The 26,381-nt window shown below is 44.6% G+C and carries 24 protein-coding genes; 12 read left to right on the top strand and 12 right to left on the bottom strand.

What is annotated here, in order from left to right:
• Positions 1-66 precede the first annotated feature (66 nt).
• Positions 67-585, top strand: a complete 519-nt coding sequence (locus tag ACE1OE_RS09720) for an SPOR domain-containing protein (protein WP_449210886.1) — start codon at positions 67-69, stop codon at positions 583-585.
• Positions 586-614: 29 nt separating this feature from the next.
• Here ACE1OE_RS09720 and ACE1OE_RS09715 read toward each other — a convergent pair whose 3' ends face one another.
• The 4 genes from ACE1OE_RS09715 to ACE1OE_RS09700 all read right to left on the bottom strand — a co-directional run bounded on the left by ACE1OE_RS09715 (position 615) and on the right by ACE1OE_RS09700 (position 3,993).
• Complete coding sequence (locus tag ACE1OE_RS09715; protein WP_449210885.1) at positions 615-1,481, bottom strand: glycerol kinase; 867 nt, start codon at positions 1,479-1,481, stop codon at positions 615-617.
• 11 nt (positions 1,482-1,492) lie between these two features.
• Entirely contained in the window at positions 1,493-2,134 is a 642-nt protein-coding gene (gene thiE / locus ACE1OE_RS09710) for a thiamine phosphate synthase (protein WP_449210884.1), read from the bottom strand.
• A gap of 8 nt (positions 2,135-2,142) precedes the next feature.
• A complete protein-coding gene (gene thiM / locus ACE1OE_RS09705; RefSeq protein WP_372061065.1) occupies positions 2,143-2,934 on the bottom strand; it encodes a hydroxyethylthiazole kinase in 792 nt (263 codons plus the stop codon).
• Between the two features lie 102 nt (positions 2,935-3,036).
• On the bottom strand, positions 3,037-3,993 hold the full coding sequence (locus tag ACE1OE_RS09700; protein ID WP_449210883.1) for an AEC family transporter: 957 nt from the start codon (positions 3,991-3,993) through the stop codon (positions 3,037-3,039).
• Between the two features lie 202 nt (positions 3,994-4,195).
• Here ACE1OE_RS09700 and ACE1OE_RS09695 point away from each other — a divergent pair, with 202 nt between their 5' ends.
• The 3 genes from ACE1OE_RS09695 to ACE1OE_RS09685 all read left to right on the top strand — a co-directional run bounded on the left by ACE1OE_RS09695 (position 4,196) and on the right by ACE1OE_RS09685 (position 7,478).
• Positions 4,196-4,792, top strand: coding sequence for a TetR/AcrR family transcriptional regulator (locus ACE1OE_RS09695; RefSeq protein WP_449210882.1), 597 nt, complete (start codon positions 4,196-4,198; stop codon positions 4,790-4,792).
• Positions 4,793-4,859: 67 nt separating this feature from the next.
• Positions 4,860-5,711 (top strand): alpha/beta hydrolase, encoded by an 852-nt coding sequence (locus ACE1OE_RS09690; protein WP_449210881.1) that lies wholly within the window; start codon positions 4,860-4,862, stop codon positions 5,709-5,711.
• 378 nt (positions 5,712-6,089) lie between these two features.
• Entirely contained in the window at positions 6,090-7,478 is a 1,389-nt protein-coding gene (locus ACE1OE_RS09685; RefSeq protein WP_449210880.1) for an SLC13 family permease, read from the top strand.
• Positions 7,479-7,570: 92 nt separating this feature from the next.
• On the opposite strand, the gene ACE1OE_RS09680 is transcribed toward ACE1OE_RS09685, so the two are convergent.
• The 3 genes from ACE1OE_RS09680 to ACE1OE_RS09670 all read right to left on the bottom strand — a co-directional run bounded on the left by ACE1OE_RS09680 (position 7,571) and on the right by ACE1OE_RS09670 (position 9,551).
• Positions 7,571-8,185, bottom strand: a complete 615-nt coding sequence (locus tag ACE1OE_RS09680; protein WP_449210879.1) for an SGNH/GDSL hydrolase family protein — start codon at positions 8,183-8,185, stop codon at positions 7,571-7,573.
• 135 nt (positions 8,186-8,320) lie between these two features.
• Entirely contained in the window at positions 8,321-8,980 is a 660-nt protein-coding gene (locus ACE1OE_RS09675) for a DUF2057 family protein (RefSeq protein WP_449210878.1), read from the bottom strand.
• Positions 8,981-9,104: 124 nt separating this feature from the next.
• Positions 9,105-9,551, bottom strand: coding sequence for a PACE efflux transporter (locus tag ACE1OE_RS09670; RefSeq protein WP_449210877.1), 447 nt, complete (start codon positions 9,549-9,551; stop codon positions 9,105-9,107).
• A gap of 411 nt (positions 9,552-9,962) precedes the next feature.
• Between ACE1OE_RS09670 and ACE1OE_RS09665 the strand changes: the two genes are divergently transcribed.
• Both ACE1OE_RS09665 and ACE1OE_RS09660 read left to right on the top strand, forming a co-directional pair.
• Positions 9,963-11,129 (top strand): hypothetical protein, encoded by a 1,167-nt coding sequence (locus tag ACE1OE_RS09665; protein ID WP_449210876.1) that lies wholly within the window; start codon positions 9,963-9,965, stop codon positions 11,127-11,129.
• 126 nt (positions 11,130-11,255) lie between these two features.
• On the top strand, positions 11,256-12,131 hold the full coding sequence (locus tag ACE1OE_RS09660) for a LysR family transcriptional regulator (protein ID WP_449210875.1): 876 nt from the start codon (positions 11,256-11,258) through the stop codon (positions 12,129-12,131).
• 122 nt (positions 12,132-12,253) lie between these two features.
• Here ACE1OE_RS09660 and ACE1OE_RS09655 read toward each other — a convergent pair whose 3' ends face one another.
• Both ACE1OE_RS09655 and glgX read right to left on the bottom strand, forming a co-directional pair.
• Complete coding sequence (locus tag ACE1OE_RS09655; RefSeq protein ID WP_372061054.1) at positions 12,254-14,014, bottom strand: sensor domain-containing diguanylate cyclase; 1,761 nt, start codon at positions 14,012-14,014, stop codon at positions 12,254-12,256.
• Positions 14,015-14,159: 145 nt separating this feature from the next.
• Positions 14,160-16,121, bottom strand: a complete 1,962-nt coding sequence (gene glgX / locus ACE1OE_RS09650; RefSeq protein WP_449210874.1) for a glycogen debranching protein GlgX — start codon at positions 16,119-16,121, stop codon at positions 14,160-14,162.
• A 431-nt stretch (positions 16,122-16,552) separates the two neighbouring features.
• Here glgX and ACE1OE_RS09645 point away from each other — a divergent pair, with 431 nt between their 5' ends.
• From ACE1OE_RS09645 to ACE1OE_RS09630, 4 genes are all read left to right on the top strand, one after another.
• Entirely contained in the window at positions 16,553-17,932 is a 1,380-nt protein-coding gene (locus ACE1OE_RS09645) for a carbohydrate porin (RefSeq protein ID WP_449210873.1), read from the top strand.
• 87 nt (positions 17,933-18,019) lie between these two features.
• Positions 18,020-18,862 (top strand): MalM family protein, encoded by an 843-nt coding sequence (locus ACE1OE_RS09640; protein ID WP_372061051.1) that lies wholly within the window; start codon positions 18,020-18,022, stop codon positions 18,860-18,862.
• Between the two features lie 249 nt (positions 18,863-19,111).
• A complete protein-coding gene (locus ACE1OE_RS09635) occupies positions 19,112-20,290 on the top strand; it encodes a tetratricopeptide repeat protein (RefSeq protein WP_449210872.1) in 1,179 nt (392 codons plus the stop codon).
• Between the two features lie 353 nt (positions 20,291-20,643).
• On the top strand, positions 20,644-21,354 hold the full coding sequence (locus ACE1OE_RS09630; protein WP_372061048.1) for an oligogalacturonate-specific porin KdgM family protein: 711 nt from the start codon (positions 20,644-20,646) through the stop codon (positions 21,352-21,354).
• A 96-nt stretch (positions 21,355-21,450) separates the two neighbouring features.
• On the opposite strand, the gene ACE1OE_RS09625 is transcribed toward ACE1OE_RS09630, so the two are convergent.
• Genes ACE1OE_RS09625 through ACE1OE_RS09615 form a run of 3 tightly spaced genes read right to left on the bottom strand, consistent with a single transcriptional unit; the run spans position 21,451 to position 24,431 of the window.
• Positions 21,451-22,551, bottom strand: a complete 1,101-nt coding sequence (locus ACE1OE_RS09625) for an ABC transporter permease (RefSeq protein ID WP_449210871.1) — start codon at positions 22,549-22,551, stop codon at positions 21,451-21,453.
• Positions 22,548-23,474, bottom strand: coding sequence for an ABC transporter ATP-binding protein (locus ACE1OE_RS09620; protein ID WP_102468086.1), 927 nt, complete (start codon positions 23,472-23,474; stop codon positions 22,548-22,550). The genes ACE1OE_RS09625 and ACE1OE_RS09620 overlap by 4 nt, the downstream gene beginning before the upstream one ends.
• Entirely contained in the window at positions 23,475-24,431 is a 957-nt protein-coding gene (locus ACE1OE_RS09615) for an HlyD family secretion protein (protein ID WP_449210870.1), read from the bottom strand. It lies immediately after the preceding gene.
• A gap of 454 nt (positions 24,432-24,885) precedes the next feature.
• Between ACE1OE_RS09615 and ACE1OE_RS09610 the strand changes: the two genes are divergently transcribed.
• Entirely contained in the window at positions 24,886-25,839 is a 954-nt protein-coding gene (locus ACE1OE_RS09610) for a M23 family metallopeptidase (RefSeq protein WP_449210869.1), read from the top strand.
• Positions 25,743-26,270 carry a bactofilin family protein gene (locus ACE1OE_RS09605; protein WP_449210868.1) on the top strand — a complete coding sequence of 176 codons (528 nt, stop codon included), beginning with the start codon at positions 25,743-25,745 and terminating at the stop codon, positions 26,268-26,270. The genes ACE1OE_RS09610 and ACE1OE_RS09605 overlap by 97 nt, the downstream gene beginning before the upstream one ends.
• Positions 26,271-26,381 lie beyond the last annotated feature (111 nt).

Raw genomic sequence — 26,381 nt, 5'->3', positions numbered from 1 at the left:
AAAACATCGTTCATTTTTTGACAAGTCTTAGTGCTCTTCTAGGCTCTCTAAAGAGGAGGACCGAATATGTGGAAGTTAGGACTAGTCATAGTGATACTGATGGCAAATATTGCAACGCTACGTGCTGAGCCGTCGGTCTGCGTTGCATCAGATAATGAGCGGTCTCAGGGGATGATATTGGACACACAATGTCCAATAGGAAAAGGCGTGTGGGGGCCTGTCGAGAACTCGCTACATGACGAAGCATATTGGTTGCAATGTGGTTTTTTAAAGCATGAGCCATCCCAACGTCTCTTACAAAGCATCGCAACGACAGTTGGTGATAATGTATGGCTAAAGGCTGAAACACAAGGGCACCGATGCCTAGTGGGACCGTATAAACAATACCGCGCTGCAAAGCGTGCACAGGCAAAGCTACGTGCACTTCCTGGATATCATGATTCTTTTTTACGAGCCTTAGCTAAGCCAATTGTGGTACAGAAGGAAAATCATCACCAATATTCAGAGCCAGTGACCGTGTTAGCCGCGACACCTTATATGATTTCTGGTGAACATAGTCGTCAGGATTGTATGTGCCTGTTTTAACCATTGCTATTTAGACTCGCGGAGCCCAATTAGTACGCTTTGATACCAAACGGTCGTAATTTAATTGGTAATACCGTGTCGAGTTGTTCGAGATCATCAGGGTAAACCTCAATGAGTTCGAAATTATGGTCGTGATAAAGCTGGCGTGTTTTTTCGATTATTTTTGCTTCAACCGTGCCGTTGTCGGTACCCCAAAATTGAATGTAGACCTTCCCTTGGGGCAGATAAAAATCACTGATGACATCGTCTTCAATCGGCAACTGACGCTGGTAGGCGTGCAATACTCCTCCCATGTACAACCAATTATCAATAATAAGCTCGCCTTTTGATTGCACATAGTGGCCATCGAGTGTGCGGTGCTTGGCGGAGAATTTTTGCTTAAAGCGTGAGAATGAACGGTCGGTAGAGTGGTTGTCGGCGTCATTGCCTTTAAACTCAACGACCGATTGCTTGAGTCTTTTATTGCGCAACACACTTGGGTGCCACATAACAAAGGCGACATTTTTATCGGCGTCTGAACGTTGTAATGCACCTGCCCGCAGGCCACTCGTTGTCGCAAGCCACTGGCTGCCGTCGCGTTTTATCCAACCTAATTCACTAAGTAGTAAGTTGATTTTCTTTGCCGGCATGGAGAAATAATCCCCGACCTGTGTTGCGTTTAGGTGGGCGTCTGAGATGAGGGTGTCATCAATGATGAGATTACTTGGCCAGACAATAAAACGTCCGTATTTCTCACTGTCACGATACTCTCCACCAAAACGACTGCCGATGTCGGTCAGTAACCATTTTGACTCATGCCACGATACGTAACCGGCACGTTTTAGTGTCGTGAATAAGTCTTTGGCGATGATATCTCGGCTTTTGGCCAGAGCGGATGTGGAGAGTTTGTCGTTCATTTTTGTCCTTATCAGCGCTTGGTTGGTGAAGCTTGAGTAAACAAATCGATGAGCTCACGAGCGGCCAGTTGTGGCGATTTGGCATGGCTGATAGCGGAAACTAAAGCCACGCCATCAACACCAGTTTGTGCAATAGTTGCTAGGTTGGAGGTATTGATCCCACCAATCGCAACAATGGGTAACGTGGTTTGCTGGAGTGCAAATTGCAATCCTTCAAGTCCCCATTCTTTTTTGATATTGGTTTTCGTTGGCGTTGAAAAAATGGCGCTTAAGCCGATGTAATCGATAGGTAAAGTATTTGCTTGCTCAAGCTGTTGTTCATTTTCAATGGAGAGGCCAAGTAGCTTATCGTTGCCAATCAGGCGACGAGCGAGATGAACAGGCATGTCCGATTGCCCCAAATGGACGCCGTCTGCGTCAACAGCGAGTGCGACATCGACACGGTCATTAATGATCAAGGGAACGCCTGAGTCAGCAAGTATTTCCTTGACCGCTGCTGCTTTTTCAATGAACGCACGAACATCATGGTGTTTTTCGCGTAATTGCACCATGGTGACGCCACCTTGCACGGCTTGCTGTACAACGTTGAGTAACGTATCGAGGTCTTGTTCGTCGTCTGTCACTAAATACAGGCGATAAGGATTGTGAGTCATTGATGGCCTTAACTAACGGTGATATTCAGTTTGTCGAATAGCGTCTCGGTGTCGAGTTGATACAAAGCATCGAGCAAATTAAGTTGTAAAGAACCAGGACCTTTAGATTGTTCAGCAGCCAGTTCGCCAGCAACACCAAACACGGCTGCGGCAGCGGCTCCTGTTGTATCGCCTACGGCGGCGAATGCGCCAGTAACCGCAGACAGAGAGCAGCCCATAGCCGTCACGTAAGGCATCATTTCATGGCCATTGTTGAGCGCAATCGTGTCATTAGGTGTGACGATATAATCGGTTTCACCGGAGATCACAACGCTGCATTGATACGCCTCGACTAAGGCTTTTGCCGCGTGCAATGCCATCTCGCTGCTGTCTAGCGAGTCGACACCTTTATTACGGCCTTTTTCGCCTGCCATTGCGATGACTTCAGAAGCATTTGCTCGAATAATTAGGTGCTTGGCGGTCTCGGCAAGTTGACGCGCAGTCGAGGTTCTAAGCTGACTCGCACCGCAACCTACAGGGTCAAGTACCACCACTTTACCGTGCTCATTGGCTTGCTCTACAGCAAAAAACATACCTGGGCGCCAGACGCTATCGATGGTGCCGATGTTGATCACTAACGCACCAGCGAATGACATCATCTCAGCCATCTCTTGTTTAGAGTGTGCCATGATTGGCGATGCGCCAACGGCGAGTAATGCGTTGGCGGTATTATTCATCGCAACATAGTTGGTGATGTTAACCACGAGTGGCTTGGTTTCGCGCACTTGTTGTAAAAATTCTGCAATCTGTTTTTTGTTCATTGTTCGGTAGTCTGCTAGTTTGACGAGATGCCAGTATTCTAGCAGAGTGCCTTAACAAATATGAATGATTCTGCGTTTAAGTCTAGGTATTCAAGAGGAAGCTTATAAAAGATTCATTGACGACAAAATAACAATGCCAAGTGTGCATGTGATGGCTGATAAAACAGTAGAGAAGGCAATGATGTTGGCAGCAAGTGTTGAGTTGGCTCCCATTGCACGCGCCATGACATAACTTGCAGCGGCGACGGGCGCTGCGTTCATAAAGAAGATGACACCCATTTCAATACCTTTAAAACCCATCAAGTACGCGGCAAAAGTAATACAAAGTGGTGCAAGAACCAGTTTGTAACTGGTCGCAAACCAAGAGGCGCCTTGCTCTTTTTTCATTGAGCTGAGATTGAGAGAGCCGCCGGTGCACAATAAGGCGAGTGGCAGTGTCATACGAGCAAAATAATTACCAGCATCAACGGCAATCGTTGGCACTGGGATAGACAGTAAATAGAACGCCATGCCGAGCACAATCGCGATGATCAACGGGTTTTTGGTTAGTGTTCTGACCATCACTTTACCAGCTTGTGCCCCCGACGCTTCCGATTTTGGTGTGAGGCAGATGACCGCCTGAATGTTGTATAAAAATGTGGTAGCCGCGACGTATAAAGCGGCGACGGCAACCCCTTGGTCACCATAGGCGTTGGCCACATAGGCTAACCCAATAATTGCAGTATTTGAACGGTACCCGCCTTGGATAATTACGCCTTTATCGGGTGAGTTTTTAAACCAGTAATTGACGGTTATGGTAGTAAAAATAAAGAAGGTGATACTGGCAATGAGGCTAAAACCCACAAACTGACTAGCGGCAGAAAAATCATGTTCTGAGGTGACGATGCTCAAAAACAACATAGCAGGCAGAGTGACCTGAAAGACTAATTTGGAGGCAACCTCTATGAAGTTTTCGTTGATCAAGCCGACGCGTTTAAAGACCACTCCCAGAATCAGCATGAGACAAATTGGACCTGTGATAGATAAAGAAAAATGCAGCTGATCCAAGAGAAAGTTCATGAGGTTATCCATAGTGAATTGAGGCATAACAATGCTGAATGTAAGAGGGCGCGCGTTTAGCGTTATTAGTGTCCCATATCTTGTCATACAATTAAACGCTTGTTGAAAAATAGTACGGTCGTGCTAAATTCTTAGTAAGCAGTAAGCAGTAAGCAGTAAGCAGTAAGCAGTAAGCAGTAAGCAGAAATTTAGTCGAGGTCTAATGAGCAAAGGAAGAATTACTAAGGAACACATCCTGAGTCAGGCGTTTGAATTAGCAAGCCGAGATGGGTTGGAGAGTTTGACTATTGGCGGGTTAGCAAAGCAGTGCGGGTTATCCAAAAGCGGTTTGTTTGCGCATTTTAATGCCAAGACAAACCTACAGGTTGCTGTCGTTGAATTTGCGGATATTACTTTTCAGCAGCGGGTGATCAATCCGGTTCGTGAGTCACAGTACCAACATAGTCGCGTGAAACTAAACCATCTTATCGACAATTGGATGAAGTGGAATCAATCGTTTCAAGGCAGTTGTATGTTTATTGATGCTTGGCGTGATAGCCGACAAGATGAGCTCCAAGCAGCATTGCGCAACGCTATTTATCGCTGGATAAGCTATCTGACCATTCAAATTGAGAAAGGCATTGAGGCGGGGGAATTTGAACCAGACCTTGATCCTCGGCAGGCCGCTTTTGAGCTTTATGGGCAGTATTTAAGTGCTCATGTCTTTTATTCGTTGGTCGGTGAAAAAGAAAGCAGTCAGCGCTTTTGGAAAAGTGTTGAGCGTTTAATGGACTCTTGGATGAATGATTCTAGAGACTAACCCTATTTACGCTAAAATTTATTTTAAAAAAGCACGGTCGTACGAATCGAGCGAAAGGAAATCAGTCATGAGTGACAAAATATATTTCAATACATCGAAGAAATTCAGTTTTAAGAAACGCATGGTGAACCTTACAACCGGCGCTCATTATATATTGGCCCCAAATCATGCCAAAAATACAGCAAGACGATTGTTGCTTACGCCTGTGCGCTCGAAGCCTAAGAATGTGCAACCTGATGGTCTTGTTGTGTCTGATGTGAAAACGACAGAAGGTGTGCTGAAAACGTATCGTTTGGGGCAGGGCCCTGTGTGGATACTGACGCATGGTTGGTCTGGAACGGCGAGTCAGTTTTATCCATTGATGGAGCACATTGCGCAGCAGGGGTATACCGCATTAGCCTATGATCACCCAGCACACGGGGAAAGTGAGGGGCAATACGGTCACATTCCTGGTTTTATTGGTGGTTTGGAAGGGCTGCTTGATAACGAAGATGATATAGCCGGGCTGGTTGGACACAGTATGGGGACGGCCTCAGCGCTTGAGTGCAAACATGCCAAGCTGGTGGATAAACCGTTCTTATTGATCGCACCCGTCTTGGATTATGTTGATAATTTGTTTGGTAGCGTCGCGCGCTCGGGTTATTCAATGCGACTATTTGAAGCCGTCGTCGGTGATATTCAAGACCAGTACCGATATCCAATCCAATCCATCGATCCTTATCAGAAGCTATCCCTCCGACGGGCGGATACGATCATCGTTCATGATAGAAATGACAAATTCACGAAATATGATGTCTCTGAAAAGGCCTCAAAAGAAATGGATAGTGTCATGCTGGTGACAACCCAAGGGCAAGGGCACGGGCGAGTGATGCAATGCCAAGAAACGAAAGAGAGCTTTGATCGGTTGATAAATGGATAAGTTGACAGGTAATAGAAGTGAGCTCGTTATCGGAGCCGCCAGTAGAATCTAGACAGCTGAAGTTTAACGAAGGGACGCTAATAAAAAATCGACATTCAGAGTGTGTAATCTAAAATTGTTGCCAATATATCCATATTGTTGATGTGGTTAACAGAATGATAAATTTGTATTATGCGCTTGATTGGCTATGTGGGATCATTTACAGGTTCCACAAGCCTTAACAATCGAGTATCACGCTTTGCCTTCATTTTTATTATTATATTGGGCAGTGTCAGCCTGTTTGATCGAACTGAGGTTCCGGTTTTTATTGAGTGCTTGTGGTTTTGGGGAATTCACCCCAGGGGATTCCACCCCATTTAACAAAAGGAAGCCATAATAATGAATAGAAACGATAGTGTCCCGTTACCCTCCAATACCCGAGAATGGTTTTTAAATCGCAACAGCTTGATCATCCTGGCTGATATTGCGTTGTTTTTTGTCCTGTATAAAACCTTGCCGTTTGATCCTAATGTTGTCCTTGGGATCAGTATCTTGGCGTTTGTCGCCGTCCTTTGGTTGACTGAAGCCCTCCACGTGACGGTCACCGCAATCTTGGTACCGGTTATCGCGGTGATGTTTGGGGTGTTTGATACCCAAACAGCGCTTAATAATTTTGCCAACTCCATCATTTTCCTATTTTTAGGTGGTTTTGCGTTAGCCGCCGCCATGCATAGGCAAGGTCTAGATAAAGTCATCGCTGATAAAGTGCTGGTGGTTGCTAAAGGGCGAATGAGTGCTGCCGTATTTATGTTGTTCGGTGTGACCGCTGTGCTATCGATGTGGATCAGTAATACGGCGACAGCAGCAATGATGTTGCCATTAGTGCTTGGCGTACTAAGCAAAGTTAATGAAGAAAGCGGACACAATACTTATGTGTTTGTTCTGCTTGGTATTGCTTACAGTGCCAGTATTGGTGGTATTGCAACCATGGTAGGTAGCCCTCCAAATGCCATTGCAGCCGCTGAGGTTGGGCTGACGTTTACCGATTGGATGAAGTTTGGGCTGCCAACCGCTATGATTTTATTACCGATCGCGTTAGCCGTTCTCTTCGCAGTATTGAAGCCAAAACTGGATGGTGAATTTGAAATCAACCGTGAAGCTGTCGAATGGGATAAGGGCAAGATTGTCACTTTATTGATTTTCGGCTTAACCGTTTTCTTTTGGATATTCAGTAAACCGATCAATGCCATGGTCGGCGGTTATGCGAAGTTCGATACCATTGTGGCACTCGGTGCGATTGTCGCGGTGAACTTTGCTCGTGTCGTCCACTGGAAAGACATAGAAAAAACAGCAGATTGGGGCGTTTTACTCTTATTTGGTGGTGGTATTTGTTTAAGTAATGTCCTTAAAGCAACAGGCACCAGTGTCTTTCTCGCGAATGAATTGAGTGGGCTTATTTCACAGTTTGGCTTGTTGTTCATTATTCTCGTAATCGCGGCGTTCGTTGTGTTTTTGACCGAGTTTGCCAGTAATACGGCCAGTGCTGCTTTGCTTATTCCGGTATTTGCTGGGGTAGCAGAAGCCTTTGGCTTATCACCCGTCGTCTTGTCGGTCTTGATTGCGGTTGCCGCATCGTGTGCGTTCATGTTGCCGGTTGCGACACCACCGAATGCTATCGTATTTGCCTCCGGTCACATCAAACAACAAGAAATGATGAAGATTGGTATTATCTTGAACATTGCTTGCATCATGGCGTTGACCTTGATCGTAATGATGTTTTGGGCTTAAGAAGCTAAGAAGCTAAGAAGCTAAGAAGCTAAGAAGTCAAAAATCCCCTTATTCGTTATCGCGATAAGGGGATTTTTACATTGTAGGATTGTCTAACGTGAGCGTGCGGCAATGACGGGCTTCAATTGCTTAAATATAAGCGATGCCCCTTGCTCAGATAAATGTATACCATCAGCTTGATAGAGAGGCGAGTAGCCATGATCTGCAGCATAGGCTTCAAAGGCTTGATAAATGTCGACAATCTCTAGCGCGTTTGGGCCGTTTCCGTACATTACCTCCAGTTTCTTTGCGTGCACGGTACTGAGCGTATTTACAGCATGTCGTATCTGATCGACAACGTCTTGCTGTTGACCAAACATAGGCAGTGCGTTAACTGGGTCAATCGCGGAAGTGATTATCACGATAGGGTGGATATTATGGTGTTGCGACTGCGCGATCATGGCGTTGTAATTACTGGCGATATCGTTGATAGAACCGTGCCAATTGAGGTCATTTAATCCTCCAAAAATCACAACAATATCCGGTTTTTGCGCAATGACTTGTTGCTGAAATCGAGACAGCATCCCAGTGGTGGTGTCACCAGGAATACCTCTGTTGATGAATTGATAATCGACGAATTCTGATACCAAAGAATCTGACCAGTTTTGTCCTGCAGGCAGTCCCCAACCCGCAGTGAGGCTATCGCCAATCAAGATGATTTTTTTCATGAATACCGCCTTCCTATGTCTTTTCTGGTGTTTTTAGAATCTAAGTATACCGATCTTCGACTCGCTAGTAAGCATGACCGTTTATCAAAAAAGCCGCTTAGATAAGCGGCTTTTTTCTGGTTTTTCAATGAGTAATCAGTTTTTGTTTACATACTCTTTAAAGCGAGCTTGTGTCTCTGCATCTGCTTTTTGGTACCAGAACATCAACATTTCTTCTGCTGTTGTACCTCCGGTGGGAGCATCTACATTCGCAGGAAGGGTAGCAGGCGTTGCCATTACAGCTGCTGTTGCTCCCGTTGCCGCTATTGCGGCTACGCCACCTTTGCGATTGTAGTCTTCTGCTTCACGATTATAGTCACGACCAATCTGCATGCCATCTTTGATGAGTGCATCTTGTTCAACAGATACGACGTTGCCTTGCTCGTCTTTAAGACTCCACGTAAAGGTTTTAATGTCTTTTTTGGCTTGACGTTCATTTTGATAAGTAGGGACTTCTAATGTCAGCGCGGTATTGCTGGCATCAAACTTAGCGATGACCACTTTACTTGGCACACTCACACGTTCTTCACGATTAAGATCAAAATAGGGTTCAAAACGGAACACAATCTGATTCGTACCATCGGGCAATGTTGCGGTTTCGCCTGATGAGAAAAAGCCGTTCGATTTTGAATCAGGATCGCTGGCGTTCACCGATAATAGATCAACAGATTCAGGGACTTTGATCGTGACGTCAGCAAACGCCGTCGTGCTGCAGCTCGCTAAAAGAGCGCAGGAGAGAATCTTAAGTGCTTTCATTATGTTTGTCCTTAAAGGAGTGTTCTCTGTAGTTTAGCGCATCCTAGCTTGCCTATATTGCATAATGAATGCAACGAGTTACTGATCGAAAATCAAAAATTGAACAAGAATTAACATACGGTGTTTATTCGGTACGGTGTTGATCAGGTAGCGGGTAGACGTTGTCATACAGTAAATTGAAAAAGTAAGCATAGAATAAGGCGACAACGACAAAACCAATATCAACGAGCAGTGCGTCTAAAAATGAAAGCTCTAGAGACCATGCGAGCAATGGTATGGTGGCGAACAGCAACCCAAGCTCAAATAATATGGCGTGATAGACGCGTTGGGTGGCGCTTTTACTGGTGGTACCTCGCAGTTTGTAGAGTATGAAGTCAAAGAGATAGTTGTATATAAAGTTCCATGCCATGGCTATCGTCGATAGAGCAACGGCCGTAAATGTAGCACTACTGGCACTCGCCCCGAATATCGCCATACATAATGGCGCAGCGATGAGGAGCAAAAATAATTCAAATAATACCGTGTGCCTTAAGCGATCTGCGGGTGTGCGCATTGCTTTCCTTTTCGTCATTTCATGGTTTCCCTTCCTATCAACATATTTTATAAATGTTATCCGATTTTTTGAATGGTTAGAAGAACTATCTATCTGCTAATCGAATTGGTCAGAGGTGTCTTTACTCTAATGCTCGGTCTCGACTATCCAACTGTAATATAAAGGTTTTATCACTAAGTGATTTGAATTTAAAATCTATTTGCATTCACTTAGCTTATGGTTGCGGTATTTACTGAAACAACCTATTAATGAACTATATGGTGTCTATATGAAATTATAATAGATTGTGTTTTGTCTATGGACATTATTCTAGTAGCATTCCAAGGGCTTATCACCATAAGCACACACAAGGCATGGTCAAATTGATTCTGCTCGCGGAACGGAATCTCAGTGTGGTACGTATTTAAACACGGCTAATCGAGAACCCTTGTGCAAACGACAATTGTAACGACCTCATTGCTTTCTATGATCCTTCTGGCCTCTGCCTATTCTGTTTCGGCTGCTGAGTCACCTGATCCGCAATCCCATTCTATTACGTCATCTGACGGCCAACTTGTTGAGACTGAACCTCAGTCCGAAGACATTACTGAAGCAGATGAACCACTACCTGATCGCAAATTTGCCGCATTTCCTGTGCCGATTACCGATGACGCCTTAGGAGTTGGCCTGGGTGTGAATGCCATGTACTTACATGACCGTGCCGAAGGAGCAAAAAACCCATCGACGAGTATGTTTTATGGTCAATACACGGACTCTGGTAGTGGTATGGCAATCATAGGGCACGAGCATGTTTTTGCCTATGATGCATGGCGTGCCGGCTTTTGGGCGGGTCATTTTGGCTTGAATCTCAAATATACAGGCCGAGTTGGCATGCAGTTACCCAAAGCTGCGCAATACTCTAGTTATTCCAGTTTTGTGTACGGAGAAGTCCGTAAAGAGTTAGTGGAAAACCTGTACTTCGGTGTACAAGGGTTATGGAGTGGTGGCGATGCCGATCTTAAGGAGAACGCGACCGCTGAGGAAAAGAAAGAATTTGAGCGTCAGATGAGTGGCCATAATAGCGCATTAGGCTTGTTGATGACCTATGATTCTCGAGACAGTATGCTAGGGGCAACCCAAGGCGTTAACTTAGACTTAAGCACTCTGCATTACTCGAAAGACAGCCGGACAGGCAAACGTTTTGACCGCTATGATGCAGAAATGAGTCAGTACTTTCCGGTCGGTGATGATGTTTTTGCGTATCGTGTCATTGGCAAAGAGATCGTGGGTGATGCACCTGAAAATGAATTTGTTACTCCTGATTTACGCGGAGTTGACTGGAATAAATATCGTGGTACTTCGGCCTATCAGGCAGAAATTGAATATCGCCATAAGTTTTCTACATTGTGGAGCGGGGTCGCTTTCGCTGGCGCTGCGATTGTTGAAAATGAAGACCGTCATCTTTCCAATAGTGTGAAGTCTGAAATTATCCCGAGTGCTGGTGTAGGTGTTCGGTACTTATTGAATGCGAAAGAGCGCTTTTCGATTGGTGCTGATGTTGCGGTATCTAAAATGGGTAACACGAGCTTTTATATTCGATTTGGTGAAGCGTTCTAATAAAGGTTATTTCTCTCACCAATAAACCACACCCTCTCATTGGTTTGGCTGATAAGAAGGGGTGCAATTATTGTGCTATTGTTTTACGATGGTACGGTTATTAATAAGTGATTCAAAGGGTTGGATATGCTGAACATTGAACAGCTAGTCGCGTTTGTCGCAGCCGCAGAACAAGGGTCCTTTTCTGCTGCAGCACGGCATTTAGGCAAAAGCCAAAGCTCGGTAAGTATTGGCGTCAATAACCTCGAAGTCGATCTCGGGATTACGTTGTTTGATAGAAGTACTAAATACCCGAAATTAACCCCTCAGGGCGAGCGGATGCTGTCTCAGGCAAAAGTGTTACTAAGACAAGCGGAACGAATCCGAAACTATTCGAGAGCGAGCGTAGACAATGTAGAAGATACATTGAGGATAGCGATTGATCCTTTACTACCGTTGAGCTTGCTGGAGTCTGCGATAGAAAAAATGTCGCAACGCTTCCCATTTACTCAAGTTGATGTCTCCCGCCTTGGCGCTAGTCACCTGACATCGGCTGTGGCAAACGATGAGATTGAACTCGGGTTTAACATCGCTTCTGATGCCGTACCTGAAGGTTTAGATTTTGTGTCGATCGCTAGCATTGAGTGGGTGTGTATTTGTAGCCCGGATTCAATTTTTGCGGATATGCAGCAAGTGAGCAATGAGACCCTGATAGGTGAAAGACAAATTGTCTGCCGCAGTATGGTGCAGAATCAGGTGCTTAATTTACAAGGTGCTTTTTCACAAGATATTTGGCAAGCCGATGATCAGGAAGATGTGATTAAATTGGTTGAGCAAGGTATCGGCTGGGCGATTATCCCTAAAGACTTCATTGTCGAAAAACAAGCACTGGGCACATTGATTGACTTCAGACCTGAATTTCAGCGCTATGAAATGCTGAACTCTGCAGACGTTCTTTGGAAATCCAATGCACGCCTCGGTCCTGCTGCAAAGTATCTGTGTGAAATGTTAGGCGTGTTTTAGACGCTATGTAATGGGCATCAGTAATGCCTAGTCAACGTAATCAAGAAACAACGGCTTATCAATGATGTTTGATAAGCCGTTGTTGTTTTTTGGGTGGGGGATTCGTCGTTCTTTTGCCTGATTCAGCTGTGAAAACAAACTAGGTTTCTTCCTTTTATCTTAGCCTGTTGTAAGCTCTGCTTTGCTCGTCCAAGCACAGCATCTGGCGTCTCCCCAATCGGTGTCGCGCCAATGGTAACGGACGTGTGTATCCATTGGTCATGAACATTAATCGGTTGCTTCGCGATCATCTGTCGCAACCAATCGAGTTGTTTCTCAGCATTGGCTCGGTCGCTTGCCTGAAAAAGTAGGGTGAAGCCTCCATTTTCATCACGAGCAAGGCATAATGCGTTTGGCTTCATGAAGTTGCGTTTAATGGCGTCGACAACATACAAGATGATCGTATCACCTAATATATCACCGTGCCTTTCATTTATTTTTCCTAACCCGTCAATGTCGATGACCGCAAAATACGCATTGGCATTTCTAAGTTCTAAAGATAACGTGGCCCGCATAGCTTGTTTGTTGTCTAACCCTGTTAGCGAGTCCTTACTATGTAACTCTTGGAATAAAAGGAGATTGGATAAGGCCACTTCCGAAAAGTCACGAATTGCACGCATCACGCCTTCAAAAGCAAAGAAAGCACTCTTTAAGTAAATTACACCAATTAAGGTATCTCGCTGATAAAGAGGCATCGCGTAGTAGTGACCTTTTATTTGCAGTTTTTTCGCAACGGCGTCTGCATCGGTGCTATACACATAATTAAGTTCTCGGCAGCTAAGTACCGTAGGCAGTGATTTAGTTTGATGGATGACTTTGGTATTACCGTGAAAATCAATAGTTTTGAAGCGACCTGACTCGTGCTCATAAAGGCATAATTGCATACCTTTGTGAAATGTGAACTGGTCAAAAATGGTTTTTAGGTCATGTTTAAAATGGGCGATGTCCGGAGATGTATTCAGCTTTGCTAATGCCTTATTGAGCTGAAACGTAATATAATTAATAGACAATAAAATAAATAACAACGAAAAGATAACCACTGCAGTCAGTGAGATTTGGTATGAGGTAAATAAAATGTCAGCTCGGTTAGTACCGGAGACAAATATCCAATTCATAGGGTTCTGTGCATCAAAGACACTGACTTTATACTGCCCGTTATAATAGTATTCGTACTCTCCTCTCTTCTCTTCGTGCTCAATGCGATCTTGTAATCCACTGGCGAAACTCACAGAAGGAGAGCCAATTCTTAATGGATTTGGGTGGAAAACCAATCGGCCGGTCTCGGCGTCAATGACAAACACGTACCCATCTTTTAAGGTCTTTAAATTCGCCAAATATTGTGTGGTATGTTGAACATCAAACTCAACCCATACCTCGTGGTCATTTGATTTATTGGCTTGTTTTACCGCGAAAACCCAGAACCCATTGGCTTTCTGGTAGATGCTGGAAACATAATAACTATCTGAAATAGCGGTATATTGGTTCCATTGAATGGTATCAGCAACATGCTTTGATATTGATGCGCCATGCACTGGTTGATAATGGAATGAGTTAAGGTCGACACGCGCGATATTTTTGTATAAATAACTATTTGAAAGGATGTCCTTTGCCAACATAGTGAAGTCGTCTGAGTTGACGTGAGTTTGTAAAAGGTCAACCTTACCAAACGTGGCTTCAATCTGAGCCCAAACCAACGCAGACGCCATTTTTACATTGGATTGTGATTGCGCTACAGCAAGGTCTTGAGAGCGTAAATACTGCTGATATGAGAGAAAAACAAGGCTGGCGATAAGCCCAAAAACAAATGGTCGAAAAACACGCAATAAAATTTTCGGCAAAAGCATAAAATATTCAATTGGTTGAACCTGTGCCCGATAATACTATTTATCTGCAGTATTATTCAAAGGAATATTACATTATTTAATGGTATTTAAGTATTGAATAGATTTAATAAAAGAGCCTAAATATTAGGCTCTTTTTATATCAACATTATGACTTGGGCGTGAAATGTAATATGGTCATCGACATTGGTGCTTGTAAAATTTCACCTGCCGCATGACCTACCTCAGAATCAGAAATGTGGGTATCACAGATCGTTTTCCAGCACTGATTTCGGTCACTCGGGAGCGTAAATCGAGCTGGGGCTTTCGTTTGGTTAATGAGATAGAGCATCTCATCGCCGTCCTCACCGATACCGATATGCAAAGCGACACTGCTCAATCGGTTCCAATCTTCCATGCTCATAAGCTGACCATCGACTCGGCTCCAGAAAATACGGTTGTTGTTACGACTTTCACCACTGAATGCACGAATAAACGGCACCATGTATTGTTGACGAGCGTTAATCATGTCTGCAAGCCAAGCTTTAAAGTGGTTTTTTGATGGGCTATCGTCCCAGTTCAACCAGCTCAGTTCATTGTCTTGGCAGTAAGCATTGTTGTTACCCTTCTGAGTATGTGAAAGCACATCCGCCGTAAGGATGTGAGGAATCCCGAATGAGAATAATAACGTTGCCATGAAATTGCGTTTTTGCTTTTCACGTGTCGCTAAAATAATAGGATTATCCGTTTCACCTTCCACACCATAATTATCAGAACGATTATCGCCATGACCATCACGGTTATTTTCGCCATTGGCTTCGTTATGCTTGTGTTTATAAGACACAAGATCTTGCATGGTAAATCCATCATGGTAAGTGATGTAATTAACCGTCAGTTTATAAGGCCAATTCGCCGCGCTGTACAAATCGCGAGAGCCCATGATGCGTGTAGCGAACTCTTTCAAGTACCCTTGATCACCGCGCCAAAAACTTCGAGTGATGTCTCTTAGGCGATCGTTACATTCGTTCCAACCGAATGGGAAATTGCCCACTTGATAACCATTAGGGCCGATGTCCCAAGGTTCGGCGATGAGCTTGATTTGTTTTAAGGTCGGATCTTGGGCAACGGCTCTAAAAAAAGCAGCCTCTCGGTTAAAGTTATCCCCATTACGTCCAAGCGTCGCTGCTAAGTCAAATCGAAAGCCATCAACTTTGAATTCTTCAACCCAATAACGAAGTGTATCCATGACTAGATTGAGAGCAGGTTGGTAGTTGAGATCAACGGTATTACCGCAACCGGTGAAATTCGCGAAGTATTCGCCATGTTTTAAGTAAAACTGTTTGTCTAACGCTTTCAGGTTAAAAACGGGGCCATTATCGCCACTTTCGGCCGTGTGGTTATAGACCACATCAAGAATAACCTCAATGCCGTTTTGGTGCAGCGCTCGAATCGCGGTCTTAAGTTCCGCTACCGCATCTTTATCGGCATACCTAGGGTCGGGAGCCATGAACACGTAAGGGTTGTAGCCCCAATAGTTGACCTTATCCATGTCTAATAGGTGAGGCTCATGCATGCAAGCCGCAACCGGAAGTAACTGCAAAGAGGTGATATTTTGTTGCTTGTAAAACGCCAGCATCTCGTCACTGACTAATCCAAGGTATTTGCCTTGTTGCTCTTGTGGAATGCGGTGATTGAGCTTGGTTACACCTTTGACATGGGTTTCGAATAACACCATTTCTTCGCGTGGGATGCGCGGCTGTATCGATTCCTGCCAATCGAATGCGTCATCAACCACGACACTTTTCGGCAGTGCTAAGGTTTTAGAAATATCAAAAGGAGGCGTGTAGTGCAGAGACTGATCGAGCGCTTTTGCATACGGATCTGAGATAAACTGCAAGCCTTCTTGCGTTTCTATAACGAAATTGTAACGTTGGTTGGCTTGAATACCGCTGATATGAATGTGTTTAATGCCTGCGTATTCGTTATCGATAGGGAACAATTGGTACGAATCGTTGTCATTAAATATAGCCAGTTGGATATCTTCACAATCTGGTGCGTGAATAGCAAAATTACAACCTTCACGATTTAGAGTCGCCCCAAGCGGATAAGGGTTTGACTGAATGTTTGTCATAAGCGTTTTTTACTTTTTAGTTTGTTTGCTGACAGATGTTGTTTTTAATAGTTAATAGGTTTGTAAACTTTAGGTCAAGCCTAGATCACATAATTTTAAATGTAATTTTATTTCAATAAATTTACCAAATCGTTAAAAAAGGTGATGTGACGCTTATTTTGCGCGTAATCTATCACCAATATCTATGGTACTCCCCCCCGAAACTGTGACCCAGCCATAAAAAACACCGTACGGTTATTTTTCTCATCCTTTCTCATCCCCCCTCTAAACCCCTAGGGTGGAGGACGTCTTACGTGTACTACTTCGTTAATCTTCATTTCGTTCAATGAACTCGGGACCCTAAACCGATATTTCAAGTTTAGAGAGCGTGGTACTGCCTCCATAGCTCTCGACAAGAATGAATATAACTATAAGTTAAACGGAGTTTTCTAATGAAAAAAGTAAGTGTAATAGCTGCTGCAGTGGTTGGTGTACTAGCGTCGGGTGCTGTGATGGCCGAAGACAAGGTTCAAGAAGGTTGGCAAGTAAATGGTTATGGTCACCTTCTTTATAATGCAGGTGAGTCACTTCAATTGAGTGAAACTTGGGAGCACCGTCGTGATTATCGCGCAGCGGGTGCCGCATTCTCAGGTAACCCAAACCAAGTCGAGTTTACTGTTACAAAAGGCAACAACTACGAAAACGGCGCTTGGTCTAAATATGTTCTTAAAACTGAATATGGAAACAACGAAGGTGGTAATGGTCGTGGGTTCTATGGTTCATCTGGTGGTAATGACGGTCACCTCCAGTCTGGTCAACTAGAATTTAAAGAAGCTTATGTTGAGCTAGGTGACCTGTCGATGTTTGCGGAAGGCACGAGTATTTGGACTGGTAAACGTTACCTTAACCGTCAAGCTGGTATTATTACTAAAGAATTCTGGAAACAATCTTCTGGTCTAGGTGCGGGTGTGGAATATACGTCCTTGGGCTTTGCAGATAAGATTGGTTTTGCTGGTGTTTCTGCGGATGTAGGTGATGGTTACTGTGTTAATGGCAACGGCGAAACGGTAAACGGCAAAGAGTGTGGCACTGTAGGCAATGATAACCAAAGCAGCACGTTAACATCTTTAGATCTGTATCTTTATGGGATAGAAGGTCTTGGTGGCAAGTTTGACTTTGATTTGAAGTATCAAACCCGTGCAAATATGGATGAAGTAAAGGTTGATAAAAACAACCCAGACGCAGCAGATAGTGGCATTGGTGCAGGCATTTCTTATTCTCGTGATTACTACGGATTGGATGGTTGGTCTTTGACTGGTATTACTTATGGTCAAGGTATATCTGCAACTAAAGGGACTAACTTCGGTAACTGGAACGGTGATTGGAACCAAGAAGATCGTTCAATCTTCTTTACTTCGTACGGTGTTCTAAATATTACGGATAACTTCCAACTTGGCTCTGAGATTGTTTATTGGGATCTCAAAGCACAAGACGGAAAGCAAGTCTTTGGGTCACAAGAAACGGTACAACGTGGTTTCGTCGGTTTGACACCGTCATATAAAGTAAGTGAAAACTTCCGTTGGGAAGCCGTGCTTACCTATGCTAACGAAACTCTGGAAGATGGTTCTAGATGGGGACGTGAAAATGACTCAACGTCTTTCTATACAGCAACTTTAGCCCCAGTATTCACAGTTAATGCTGATTACTTCGGACGTCCACAAATTAAACCTTACGTAGCTTATATGTCTTCAAGCGATGATGGGTATGGTTGGTCAAAAGACTCAAAAGGAAGCGAAACCCGTTTTGGTGTTGAAGCAGAAATCTGGTTCTAATCACATAATTTGATTAGACCGTGTTGAGTTTTCAATGAATCAAAGGCAGTCTCATGGCTGCCTTATTCTTTTAAATGGTGGAATATTATGAATAAAAATATTTTGGCGCTAGTACTTGGACTGAGTGTAGTGGGGTGTGCGAGTAATACTGGTGTTGAGCCTGCCATTTCGAAAGCTGATATGAAGACCGCGGATGTTTGCTGTGTTAGCAAAAAAGATCTAGCTTGGGTACCTCTAGACAAAACTGAGAATGTAGGTTTTGCAATAGATGAATCCTCCCCTGTATGGGAGTTTAACTCTGGTAAGAGTTACTTGAATGCATTTGAGTTTTCTCCTCAATCTGGCAAGGTCAAGGTAACACTAAGCAGTAAAATGCTTAAAAAAGAGGTGTTTGCGCCAACGGTTCAGTTGTTGGATAAAGAATACAATGTTGTACGAACTATCACGTTAGATGAATTCAATGTTCGCTTTTCGGACATGTTTGATGCTAATCGCTATGTAACGAGTTTTGAAGTTGATGCTCAATCACTGCCGTATATGATTGTTTATACCAAAACCTCTGACGTAGGTCAGATTATCTCTGTCCCACACCCAGCAAAGGTAAGGGCACAGGAAAGCGGTGAGCCGCTACCAATAGTGACGGACCCTAAGTTTACTCAAAGTTATACGGGTGAACTGAACATTGAAGTTGAGACGATTAGCTTAGGTTCACGAAAAGTTGCATCTACGCCGATTGCTGAGCCGGCAGCTGCCGCAACTGTTCCTATGACTGTATTACCGGAAACGCAAAATTACTATCATAGCGCTATCCAAAAAGCCGTCGCTGAAGACAATATCCCTAAGGCCCTCAGCCTTCTTGATGAAGCGAAAGCGCTCAACATAGATGGCGCACAGGAAGTCTTCGTTAAAGCAATCAACAGTAAGAAATAACCACACGCGATTGGCGAGTGGATCACATCGAAAATGAACCCTGGGAATGCATGCTTAAACTCATGACATAGTATCCTAGGGTTTTTTTATGAGCGCAAAACCTCATAACCGTGCAATTCTTTCTCTTTATAGCCTTGTGAGGAGAAAAAGATGTAAAACCATGTCAGAGATCGCCAAAGTCGCTTCATTTAATACACTTCCTGCCGTTACTATAAGTAGATACTTCTAACTCAATGAGCTTCTTACTTTATGTCGACACTTTCTATTGCCATCGGCGCGACAAGCCTTTCGCTCATTTTGGCGTTTGTTTGGATGTACTCTCTCTCACTGCGTACCAAACGCAAAGAGCAAGAGCGCCTACAAAGAGAAGCGGCCTATCGAAGAGCCATGGAAAAAGCCCGACAACAAGAACGCCAGGATCGAATCTTTAAAGCGGAAACAGGGCATGTTCCGACAATTCTTTTTTTGGCCAAAGAAGCGGAGCGTAAAAACGTTCAAGAAGCCTTATATTGGTATCAGAAAGCCGCGCAACTCGATAACATCACCGCTATGTACGGCATGGTTCGTTTGAGTGAATCAAAGCGCGAAGACCTAGTATTACGCGAGCAAGCGAACTATTGGCGCTTATGTATCGCTGGTGCTGAAGGGGACTTACACGCCAAGTTTGAAGCGGCTAAAGCGTTGATTTATGGCCGAGGTGTGGAGTGCAATATTCCCAGAGGAATTGCTGTCATTGAAGAGGTAGCAGAAGAAGGAAATATTGATGCTATGTTATTCATGGGAGACTGGTCGGTGTCACCAGACAATCCAGCGCCGTCACCCAAGCAATCGACACAATGGTTTGAACGTGGCGCTGAAAAACAAAGCACAGAGGCGATGACAAAGCTGGGTCTCAATTACCTCAAAGGGGTTGGGATTGAACAAAATATCCAACGTGGCTGTTATTGGCTGGAACGTGCCTCTGAAAAAGGCAGTGTTGAAGCCATGTTTTATGCCGGCGAGGCATGGCGCGATATTGCACCAAACGGGGCAGCAATCGCTTATATATGGCTGTTTATGTCTGCTCACCTGGGTTACGAACCAGCAAAGTCGCTTCGTGATAGCGTAGGCTCAACATTAGGCGTGGATTCTGTGGTGGGTCTTCAATCACTTGCCAAACCCGTTCTTAAAAAACTTCAGCTTGGGTCGATGGTTAAACATTCACTGATTAAGGCGTTGAACAAACTCTATAAGCGTCAATTACCTCTATTTGAATTGGAAGACAAAGCGCAGAGTGATAACCAAGAGCCTACAGCCGACTCCTCGTTGAATAACGACCCTTCAAATTCAGCCCAATCAGAAGCACCAACGTTTCGAACCAGTGAACAATATTCCACAGAGTCGGACACCGCATTCTCGATGGATTATTCAAATTATCAGCAATCTTAATAAGCAGAATACGTATTGATTCAACCGATAATCTTTATTTTATAAATGCGACTTGTCGATTCATAATTGATATCTATCTATCCATTAATGAGTGTAACAAATCGTTTGTGATTCTATTTGTTTTATATGTTGCGTATTTGGTCTTTTTTGTAGAAAAATATCTTCTTTATGACATTATTCCTGTGATGCTCATCACTTTAACTTTCCGCATGACATTTTCATGACATTGGCGCGGCGTAAAGCCATATTCTGGCCTCCGTTTAGTGTTGCAACGAAGGATGCTTGGCAGTGGCCTTGTTGTTAGCACGTTAAATCTATGCCGTTGGCATTCCTGTTCGATACGGAGCTTTATCATGAAAACATTAAAATTGACGCTAGCAGCAACGCTTGTTGCAGCTGTTGCTTTACCTGCAAGTGCAACCTACGTTGACGTTCGTGGCGCATACAAAACCGAAGCACAAACGTACGAGACTCGTGTACGTGCCGGTTTTGATTTCGCAGAAGATTGGCAGATCCACCTTGAAGGCACACAAAATCAAGGTGATAAGTTGTTGAGTAATTCAGGCAAAAACGTTGCAGCGTTTGAAACTGAGCTTAACTACAACTGGGCGATCAACGACAATGTAACCTTGACTCCTGGTTTCGTATACTGGAATGGTTCTGACCACACAGAATACCGTCCTTACCTAAAAGCGACGTACGCAACAGGTAACTTCTACACGGCAGCACGTTACCGTTACCAAGCGGCTACTAATAGCGTCTCTGGTGGAACAACGAATGACACGAACCAAGTTGACGCTTGGATTGGTTACAACGTGTCTGATTTCAACCTAGAATACAACCCAGCCTACATCAACCAAAAAGATGGCGGCGCATTTACAGGCAATGGTAAAGACCAAGCGGATACTAAATGGGAGCACACGTTCCAAGTTATGTACACGGGCTTTGAATCTTGGGCACCATACGTAGATTATCAAATTCTTGATAAGACTTACGCAAACGAAACATACACGAATTTCAAAACAGAAAACCGCATCCGTGCGGGTGTAACGTTTAATTTCTAAACCGTTACTTATTTCTCGTTCTATCGAGAGTCTGTTAAAAAGCAGTGCCTAGGCACTGCTTTTTGTCGTCTGGAACCTTGGCAAAAAGCCAGATCATTAATCCAAGCTTTTTTTAAACCGCAGCGATGCAACCACAATTCCGCCTAATGTGAAGCACGCCAACCACACGACATCACGCCTCACATCCATGAGGTCGGCGCCACGCAAAATAATCCCACGGATCATGCGCATGAAATGTGTCGCTGGTAAAGCCTCTGCTACCCATTGAGCGGCGTTAGGCATCGCCTCATAGGGAAACATGAACCCAGACAAGAGAATCGATGGAAGTAGGATAAATACCGTCATTTGCATCGCTTGTAGTTGAGTTTGTGCAATGGTTGAAATCACTAACCCCAACGTGAGGCTGGCGGCAATAAACAACAAGCTACCAAGTAATATCTGACTGATATCCCCGTTGATTGGGACATTAAAAATAAGCGCGCCAAGCCCGAGGATGATAAAAATTTGGATAAGCCCGATGAAAATATAAGGGACGATTTTACCAATCATCAGTTCTAACGAGTGAATTGGGGTAGTAATAAGCAGTTCTAGATTGCCACGCTCGCGTTCCCGGACAATGGCGGCACTGGTAAATAAAATCATCGTCATGGTGAGAATGACACCTAATAACCCAGGCACAATATTCACCGCAGAGCGCCTGCTGGGGTTATACAGTAACGTCGCTTCAAAAGTCTTGGTTTGGTCGGGATGATAACCCGCGATCGCAAACTCAGCAATCGGCATATTTTGGAGTGATAGCATTGCTGAGCTGATCATGGTATCCGAACCATCGACGAGCAGTTGACCTAATATCTCGTTGTGTGTGATGCGCTGGGCGAGATCAGAAGGAAGGATCAAGGCGGCGCGAACCCCCCCCTCTTTAATCGCCGTTTCCGCCTGTGCAACAGTCGCGTAAGACGCTTTAACATTCACCACCTGCGTCACTTTTATCGCCTCACTGATGATGCGACCTGGAGCTGAATGACTTTGGTCCACAATAGCAATAGGGATATTTCGCACATCCGTATTCATGGCAAAACCAAACAGGATTAATTGAATCAAGGGGATCATCACTACCATGCCAAATGTAATGCGGTCACGAGACAATTGTCGAAACTCTTTGACCATAATGGCACTCATTCGAGTTAAGCTTTTCATTGTCTTCCCTCCCCAGTGACAGAGACAAAGACATCTTCTAGGCTTGGCCTGGCGGGAGTGAGTTCGGCGCGTGTTAACTCAGGGAATTGTATTCGCAACCAAGCAATAGGATCCGAGATAGATTGGTGAATGGATATGCGTAAGCGGATGCCAATTTGCGCGGCAGCGCGAACCTCCGGTCTTTTAAGTAATTGTTCTTTTAAGGCTCGAAGATTAGTCGCTTTTACTTCAATGATGTTTACACCCATATTACTCATGAGTACTTCAGGCTCACCATCTGCGCGCATCTCGCCTGCTTCCATTATTGCGAGGCGATGGCAGCGCTCTGCTTCGTCCATGTAGTGGGTTGTCACCAAGATGGTGGTGCCTTGATCACTGAGATCAAAGAGTTGCTCCCAGAATTCACGACGATTCTCAGGATCAACGGCTGAGGTTGGCTCATCAAGGAATAACAACTCGGGTTGATGCATGGTTGCAGCGGCTAAACCAAGGCGTTGTTTTTGCCCGCCACTCATCCCGCTCACACGCTGTTTTCTTAAATTGCTTAGGCCATAAATGGCGAGTTGTTCGTCAAGGCGTTGCTTTCGCAAAAGAGCAGGCATTCCAAATATTTGCCCTATGAACTGCAGGTTTTCCACCACGGTTAAGTCGTCGTAAAGCGAAAACTTTTGTGTCATGTATCCAATTTTGAGTCGCAATGCTTCTGATTGTGCGGGAATACTCAGCCCCAATACATCAATCTTCCCTTCGGTGGGTTTTAGTAAGCCCGTGAGCATTCGTATCGTGGTTGATTTTCCGCACCCATTGGGGCCAAGGAAGCCATAAATACTGCCTTTTGGGATCGATAAGTTCACATCATTAATGGCGGTGAAATCGCCAAACCGTTTGACAAGGTGGTTCGCAGACACGGCGATCTCGGTCATTTATTTTAACCCCGCTAGGTCAACTTGGGCAGGGATACCAGATGGTAGAGGCTCGGCATTGGCAGGTAAATCAACCTCCGCAAGATACATCAAGCGTGAGCGTTCTTCCTCTGTGAGTGCGTAATAAGGAGTAAACGCGGGGTCTGTCGCTACCCAGCGTACTTTTCCTCTGAGCGGCTCGTCTAGTCCGTCGACATGAACCATTACTTCTGCACCGGGAATAAAGCGGACACGAGCAGAAGCAGGGACGTACACACGCGCATAGGGTACGCGGTCAGCCAGCACAACAGCGACAAACGCCCCCACTGATACGCGTTCACCTAAGTTAAAAGGCAGATTATCCAATACGCCATCTCGAGTGGCCACAATAGTAAGCTCTTCTAGCTGCTGGTTTTGTAAGGCAACTTCCGCATTGGCTGCGGCTAGCGCGGCTTCTGCTTGGGTGATGTCCTCGGGGCGAGTCCCTGCTGTTAATTTTGAAAACTCTTCTTTGCTCGAGTTTAGCTCAGCTCTTGCCGCATCTCGGTTCGCGACCGTTTGATCTTTTTGTGATTGACTTGCCAGTTTTTTACGCACGAGTTCGGAGGCGCGAGCGTAATTTTGTTCGGCTTCAATGAGTCTAGCTTGCGCCATATCAACCTTGGCTTGTGCGGCTGCGATGTCTTCTGGCCTCTCACCGTTAGTGAGCCTCAGTAAGTAGGCACTTGCTTTGGCCTGTTCAGCGATAGCATGAGCAAGGATGGCTTCTTGCCGCTTGGTATCAAGTTTAACCAACACATCCCCCGTATTCACCGTACTGCCCTCCCGAATAGGTAAAGCTCGGATGATTTCGCTACCCGTTGCAGAAAAGGTAATACGGTCTCGTTCTAGGGTGCCTAGGGCTTTACTGTGTTCTTCATCTTGGCAGCCTAGTAAGGCTAGAGCTAACGGGAGAACGAGGAAAAATGAACGTTTCATATTGAACCTTCTTAAATGCGGTTATCACACCAATATTAGAAAGGGTTGGGAGTATTTTCTAGCTAATTTTCAGAAAGTTATGACGATAGATAGATTTTAAGTGATGGGTAAACTAGAGCGTGTAAAAAACAAGAGAGGTTAGCGGACCTTTGAACCAAATAATTAAGTCTAACTTGTTATTTTTATTCAATATTTGACTGAGTGTCACGTCCTGACATTTTCCATATTTTGCGCCCTAGTCATGATTAGAGTGAATGCGTAGAGTAATTGAAGAACATGAGTTAACCATTTATGAGGAGGCGGCTTTTTGCGCGAGTCAGCGAGTTCTTTGGTCAACAAGTACTTCCGTTAGCACAGCGATGAACCCAATATCGAGTCAGATTAGGCAACGTATTACGCCGGGTTAGACCGCAAGATAGCAATGACTTTATTTGTCAAAAAGACAGCACTGAATATGAAAGACCAATTAACGATTTCCATCTCAACAATCAATGGCTCGGCACATTGGCAGCTAAGTAAGCGAATCAGAAGGGCTTTTAAAAGCCTCGTCGCAATAGGGGTGCTCACGTCTGTTGGTGTTTTAGGTTTGGTCATATATCTATCCAGTAGTGTGGACGATGCACAACTTAAACACACCGAGCTTATCAGTGAATCTCAGAACATGGCGAATGAGTTGATTGAGTTGCAAGACTTAAAACTCACCCTCGAACAAGACTTAGTCGAACAAGAAGAGACGATCACGCTTGTATCAGAAAGACTGACCGATTTAGAGCACGTGTTGGGTGTCACCAGTGACTCTCGAGCCGAACCGCTCGATGTGAGACTCGATATGGCCGCAATCCACTCCAATGTGCGAATGACGATGCTCACACAAATACCCAGCGGCTCACCGGTTGGTCAAGAGCGAATCTCGTCTCAATTTGGCAAGCGCGTTCATCCGGTATCGAAAAAAGCCAAGATGCATCGAGGGTTAGATTTCGCAGTCAACACTGGAACAAAAATATTCGCCCCCGCCGATGGTGTGGTTGAAGTCACGAGAAAAAGCAGCAAGGGATCAGGCAACTTCTTACGTCTACAACATGCTTATGGGTTTTCAAGTTCCTACTCGCACCTGAGCCGATTTAATGTGAAAAATGGACAGTTCGTACAAAAAGGAGAGTTGATTGCTAGCTCTGGCAATAGTGGTTTGTCTTCAGGGCCTCATTTGCATTATGAAGTACGATTTGTTGGCAGGGCACTTAACCCGAAACCATTCGTGGATTGGGGCGTGAACGATTTTGAAGATATTTTTAAAAAGGAACGAGGAATACGATGGGAATCTTTAGTAAAAACAGTCGAACAACGAGTCGCCCAGCAGCTGCAACTCTCATCGCCAAAGGGTGTACTATTAGCGGAAAACTCAAACTAGAAAGCGACATTCAAGTGGATGGCGTCCTTGAGGGGCATATTCACGTTGAAGGTGCGCTTATTGTTGCAGAATCAGGTCGAGTAAAGGGGGAGATTCACGCGAAGCAATTACTTGTGAATGGTATATTAGAAGGCAATTGCCACGCAGAGCGTATCCAAATACTCGCAAATGGCCGAGTAAAAGGAAAAATTTGGAGTAACGATCTGAGTATTGAGCCGGGAGGTAAGTTCTTTGGTGAAACGGCAGAACTACCCGATAAAGAGGCGATTGCGCTTAAAGTGCCGAACGAAGCGGCTTCTGCTAAAACCGATGCTAAAAACATAGTCTCTAATAGCATGGTCTCTAAAAACATTGCATCTAAAAACATAGCCTCTGAGAAGCCGATGCACTTGGAAACCGACCATAAAAAAACTGAATTGAAAACCGGTTAAGATCAATGACACGTAAACCACGCTCCGGGTCGTTGGGGCGTGCCTGTTCGTAAATCCCCCTAATATTCCGGTATTGTTCTCCCTCTCGTACCGCCGATTGCAATGCATGGT

The sequence above is a fragment of the Vibrio sp. E150_011 genome, from assembly GCF_053544015.1.
Note: the sequence above shows the minus strand (reverse complement) of the source record. Positions and strands in the feature narration are given on the sequence as shown.

Bases quoted from the DNA above. Each gene is read 5' to 3' on its own strand.
- ACE1OE_RS09620 (WP_102468086.1), bottom strand. From the start codon at position 23,474: ATGACCGAGATCGCCGTGTCTGCGAACCACCTTGTCAAACGGTTTGGC.
- ACE1OE_RS09720 (WP_449210886.1), top strand. From the start codon at position 67: ATGTGGAAGTTAGGACTAGTCATAGTGATACTGATGGCAAATATTGCA.
- ACE1OE_RS09655 (WP_372061054.1), bottom strand. From the start codon at position 14,014: ATGCTTTTGCCGAAAATTTTATTGCGTGTTTTTCGACCATTTGTTTTT.
- glgX (WP_449210874.1), bottom strand. From the start codon at position 16,121: ATGACAAACATTCAGTCAAACCCTTATCCGCTTGGGGCGACTCTAAAT.
- ACE1OE_RS09680 (WP_449210879.1), bottom strand. From the start codon at position 8,185: ATGAAAAAAATCATCTTGATTGGCGATAGCCTCACTGCGGGTTGGGGA.
- ACE1OE_RS09605 (WP_449210868.1), top strand. From the start codon at position 25,743: ATGGGAATCTTTAGTAAAAACAGTCGAACAACGAGTCGCCCAGCAGCT.
- ACE1OE_RS09700 (WP_449210883.1), bottom strand. From the start codon at position 3,993: ATGAACTTTCTCTTGGATCAGCTGCATTTTTCTTTATCTATCACAGGT.
- ACE1OE_RS09685 (WP_449210880.1), top strand. From the start codon at position 6,090: ATGAATAGAAACGATAGTGTCCCGTTACCCTCCAATACCCGAGAATGG.
- ACE1OE_RS09670 (WP_449210877.1), bottom strand. From the start codon at position 9,551: ATGACGAAAAGGAAAGCAATGCGCACACCCGCAGATCGCTTAAGGCAC.
- ACE1OE_RS09660 (WP_449210875.1), top strand. From the start codon at position 11,256: ATGCTGAACATTGAACAGCTAGTCGCGTTTGTCGCAGCCGCAGAACAA.
- ACE1OE_RS09675 (WP_449210878.1), bottom strand. From the start codon at position 8,980: ATGAAAGCACTTAAGATTCTCTCCTGCGCTCTTTTAGCGAGCTGCAGC.
- ACE1OE_RS09625 (WP_449210871.1), bottom strand. From the start codon at position 22,551: ATGAAAAGCTTAACTCGAATGAGTGCCATTATGGTCAAAGAGTTTCGA.
- thiE (WP_449210884.1), bottom strand. From the start codon at position 2,134: ATGACTCACAATCCTTATCGCCTGTATTTAGTGACAGACGACGAACAA.
- ACE1OE_RS09640 (WP_372061051.1), top strand. From the start codon at position 18,020: ATGAATAAAAATATTTTGGCGCTAGTACTTGGACTGAGTGTAGTGGGG.
- ACE1OE_RS09695 (WP_449210882.1), top strand. From the start codon at position 4,196: ATGAGCAAAGGAAGAATTACTAAGGAACACATCCTGAGTCAGGCGTTT.
- ACE1OE_RS09635 (WP_449210872.1), top strand. From the start codon at position 19,112: ATGTCGACACTTTCTATTGCCATCGGCGCGACAAGCCTTTCGCTCATT.
- ACE1OE_RS09715 (WP_449210885.1), bottom strand. From the start codon at position 1,481: ATGAACGACAAACTCTCCACATCCGCTCTGGCCAAAAGCCGAGATATC.
- ACE1OE_RS09645 (WP_449210873.1), top strand. From the start codon at position 16,553: ATGAAAAAAGTAAGTGTAATAGCTGCTGCAGTGGTTGGTGTACTAGCG.
- ACE1OE_RS09630 (WP_372061048.1), top strand. From the start codon at position 20,644: ATGAAAACATTAAAATTGACGCTAGCAGCAACGCTTGTTGCAGCTGTT.
- thiM (WP_372061065.1), bottom strand. From the start codon at position 2,934: ATGAACAAAAAACAGATTGCAGAATTTTTACAACAAGTGCGCGAAACC.
- ACE1OE_RS09610 (WP_449210869.1), top strand. From the start codon at position 24,886: ATGAAAGACCAATTAACGATTTCCATCTCAACAATCAATGGCTCGGCA.
- ACE1OE_RS09690 (WP_449210881.1), top strand. From the start codon at position 4,860: ATGAGTGACAAAATATATTTCAATACATCGAAGAAATTCAGTTTTAAG.
- ACE1OE_RS09615 (WP_449210870.1), bottom strand. From the start codon at position 24,431: ATGAAACGTTCATTTTTCCTCGTTCTCCCGTTAGCTCTAGCCTTACTA.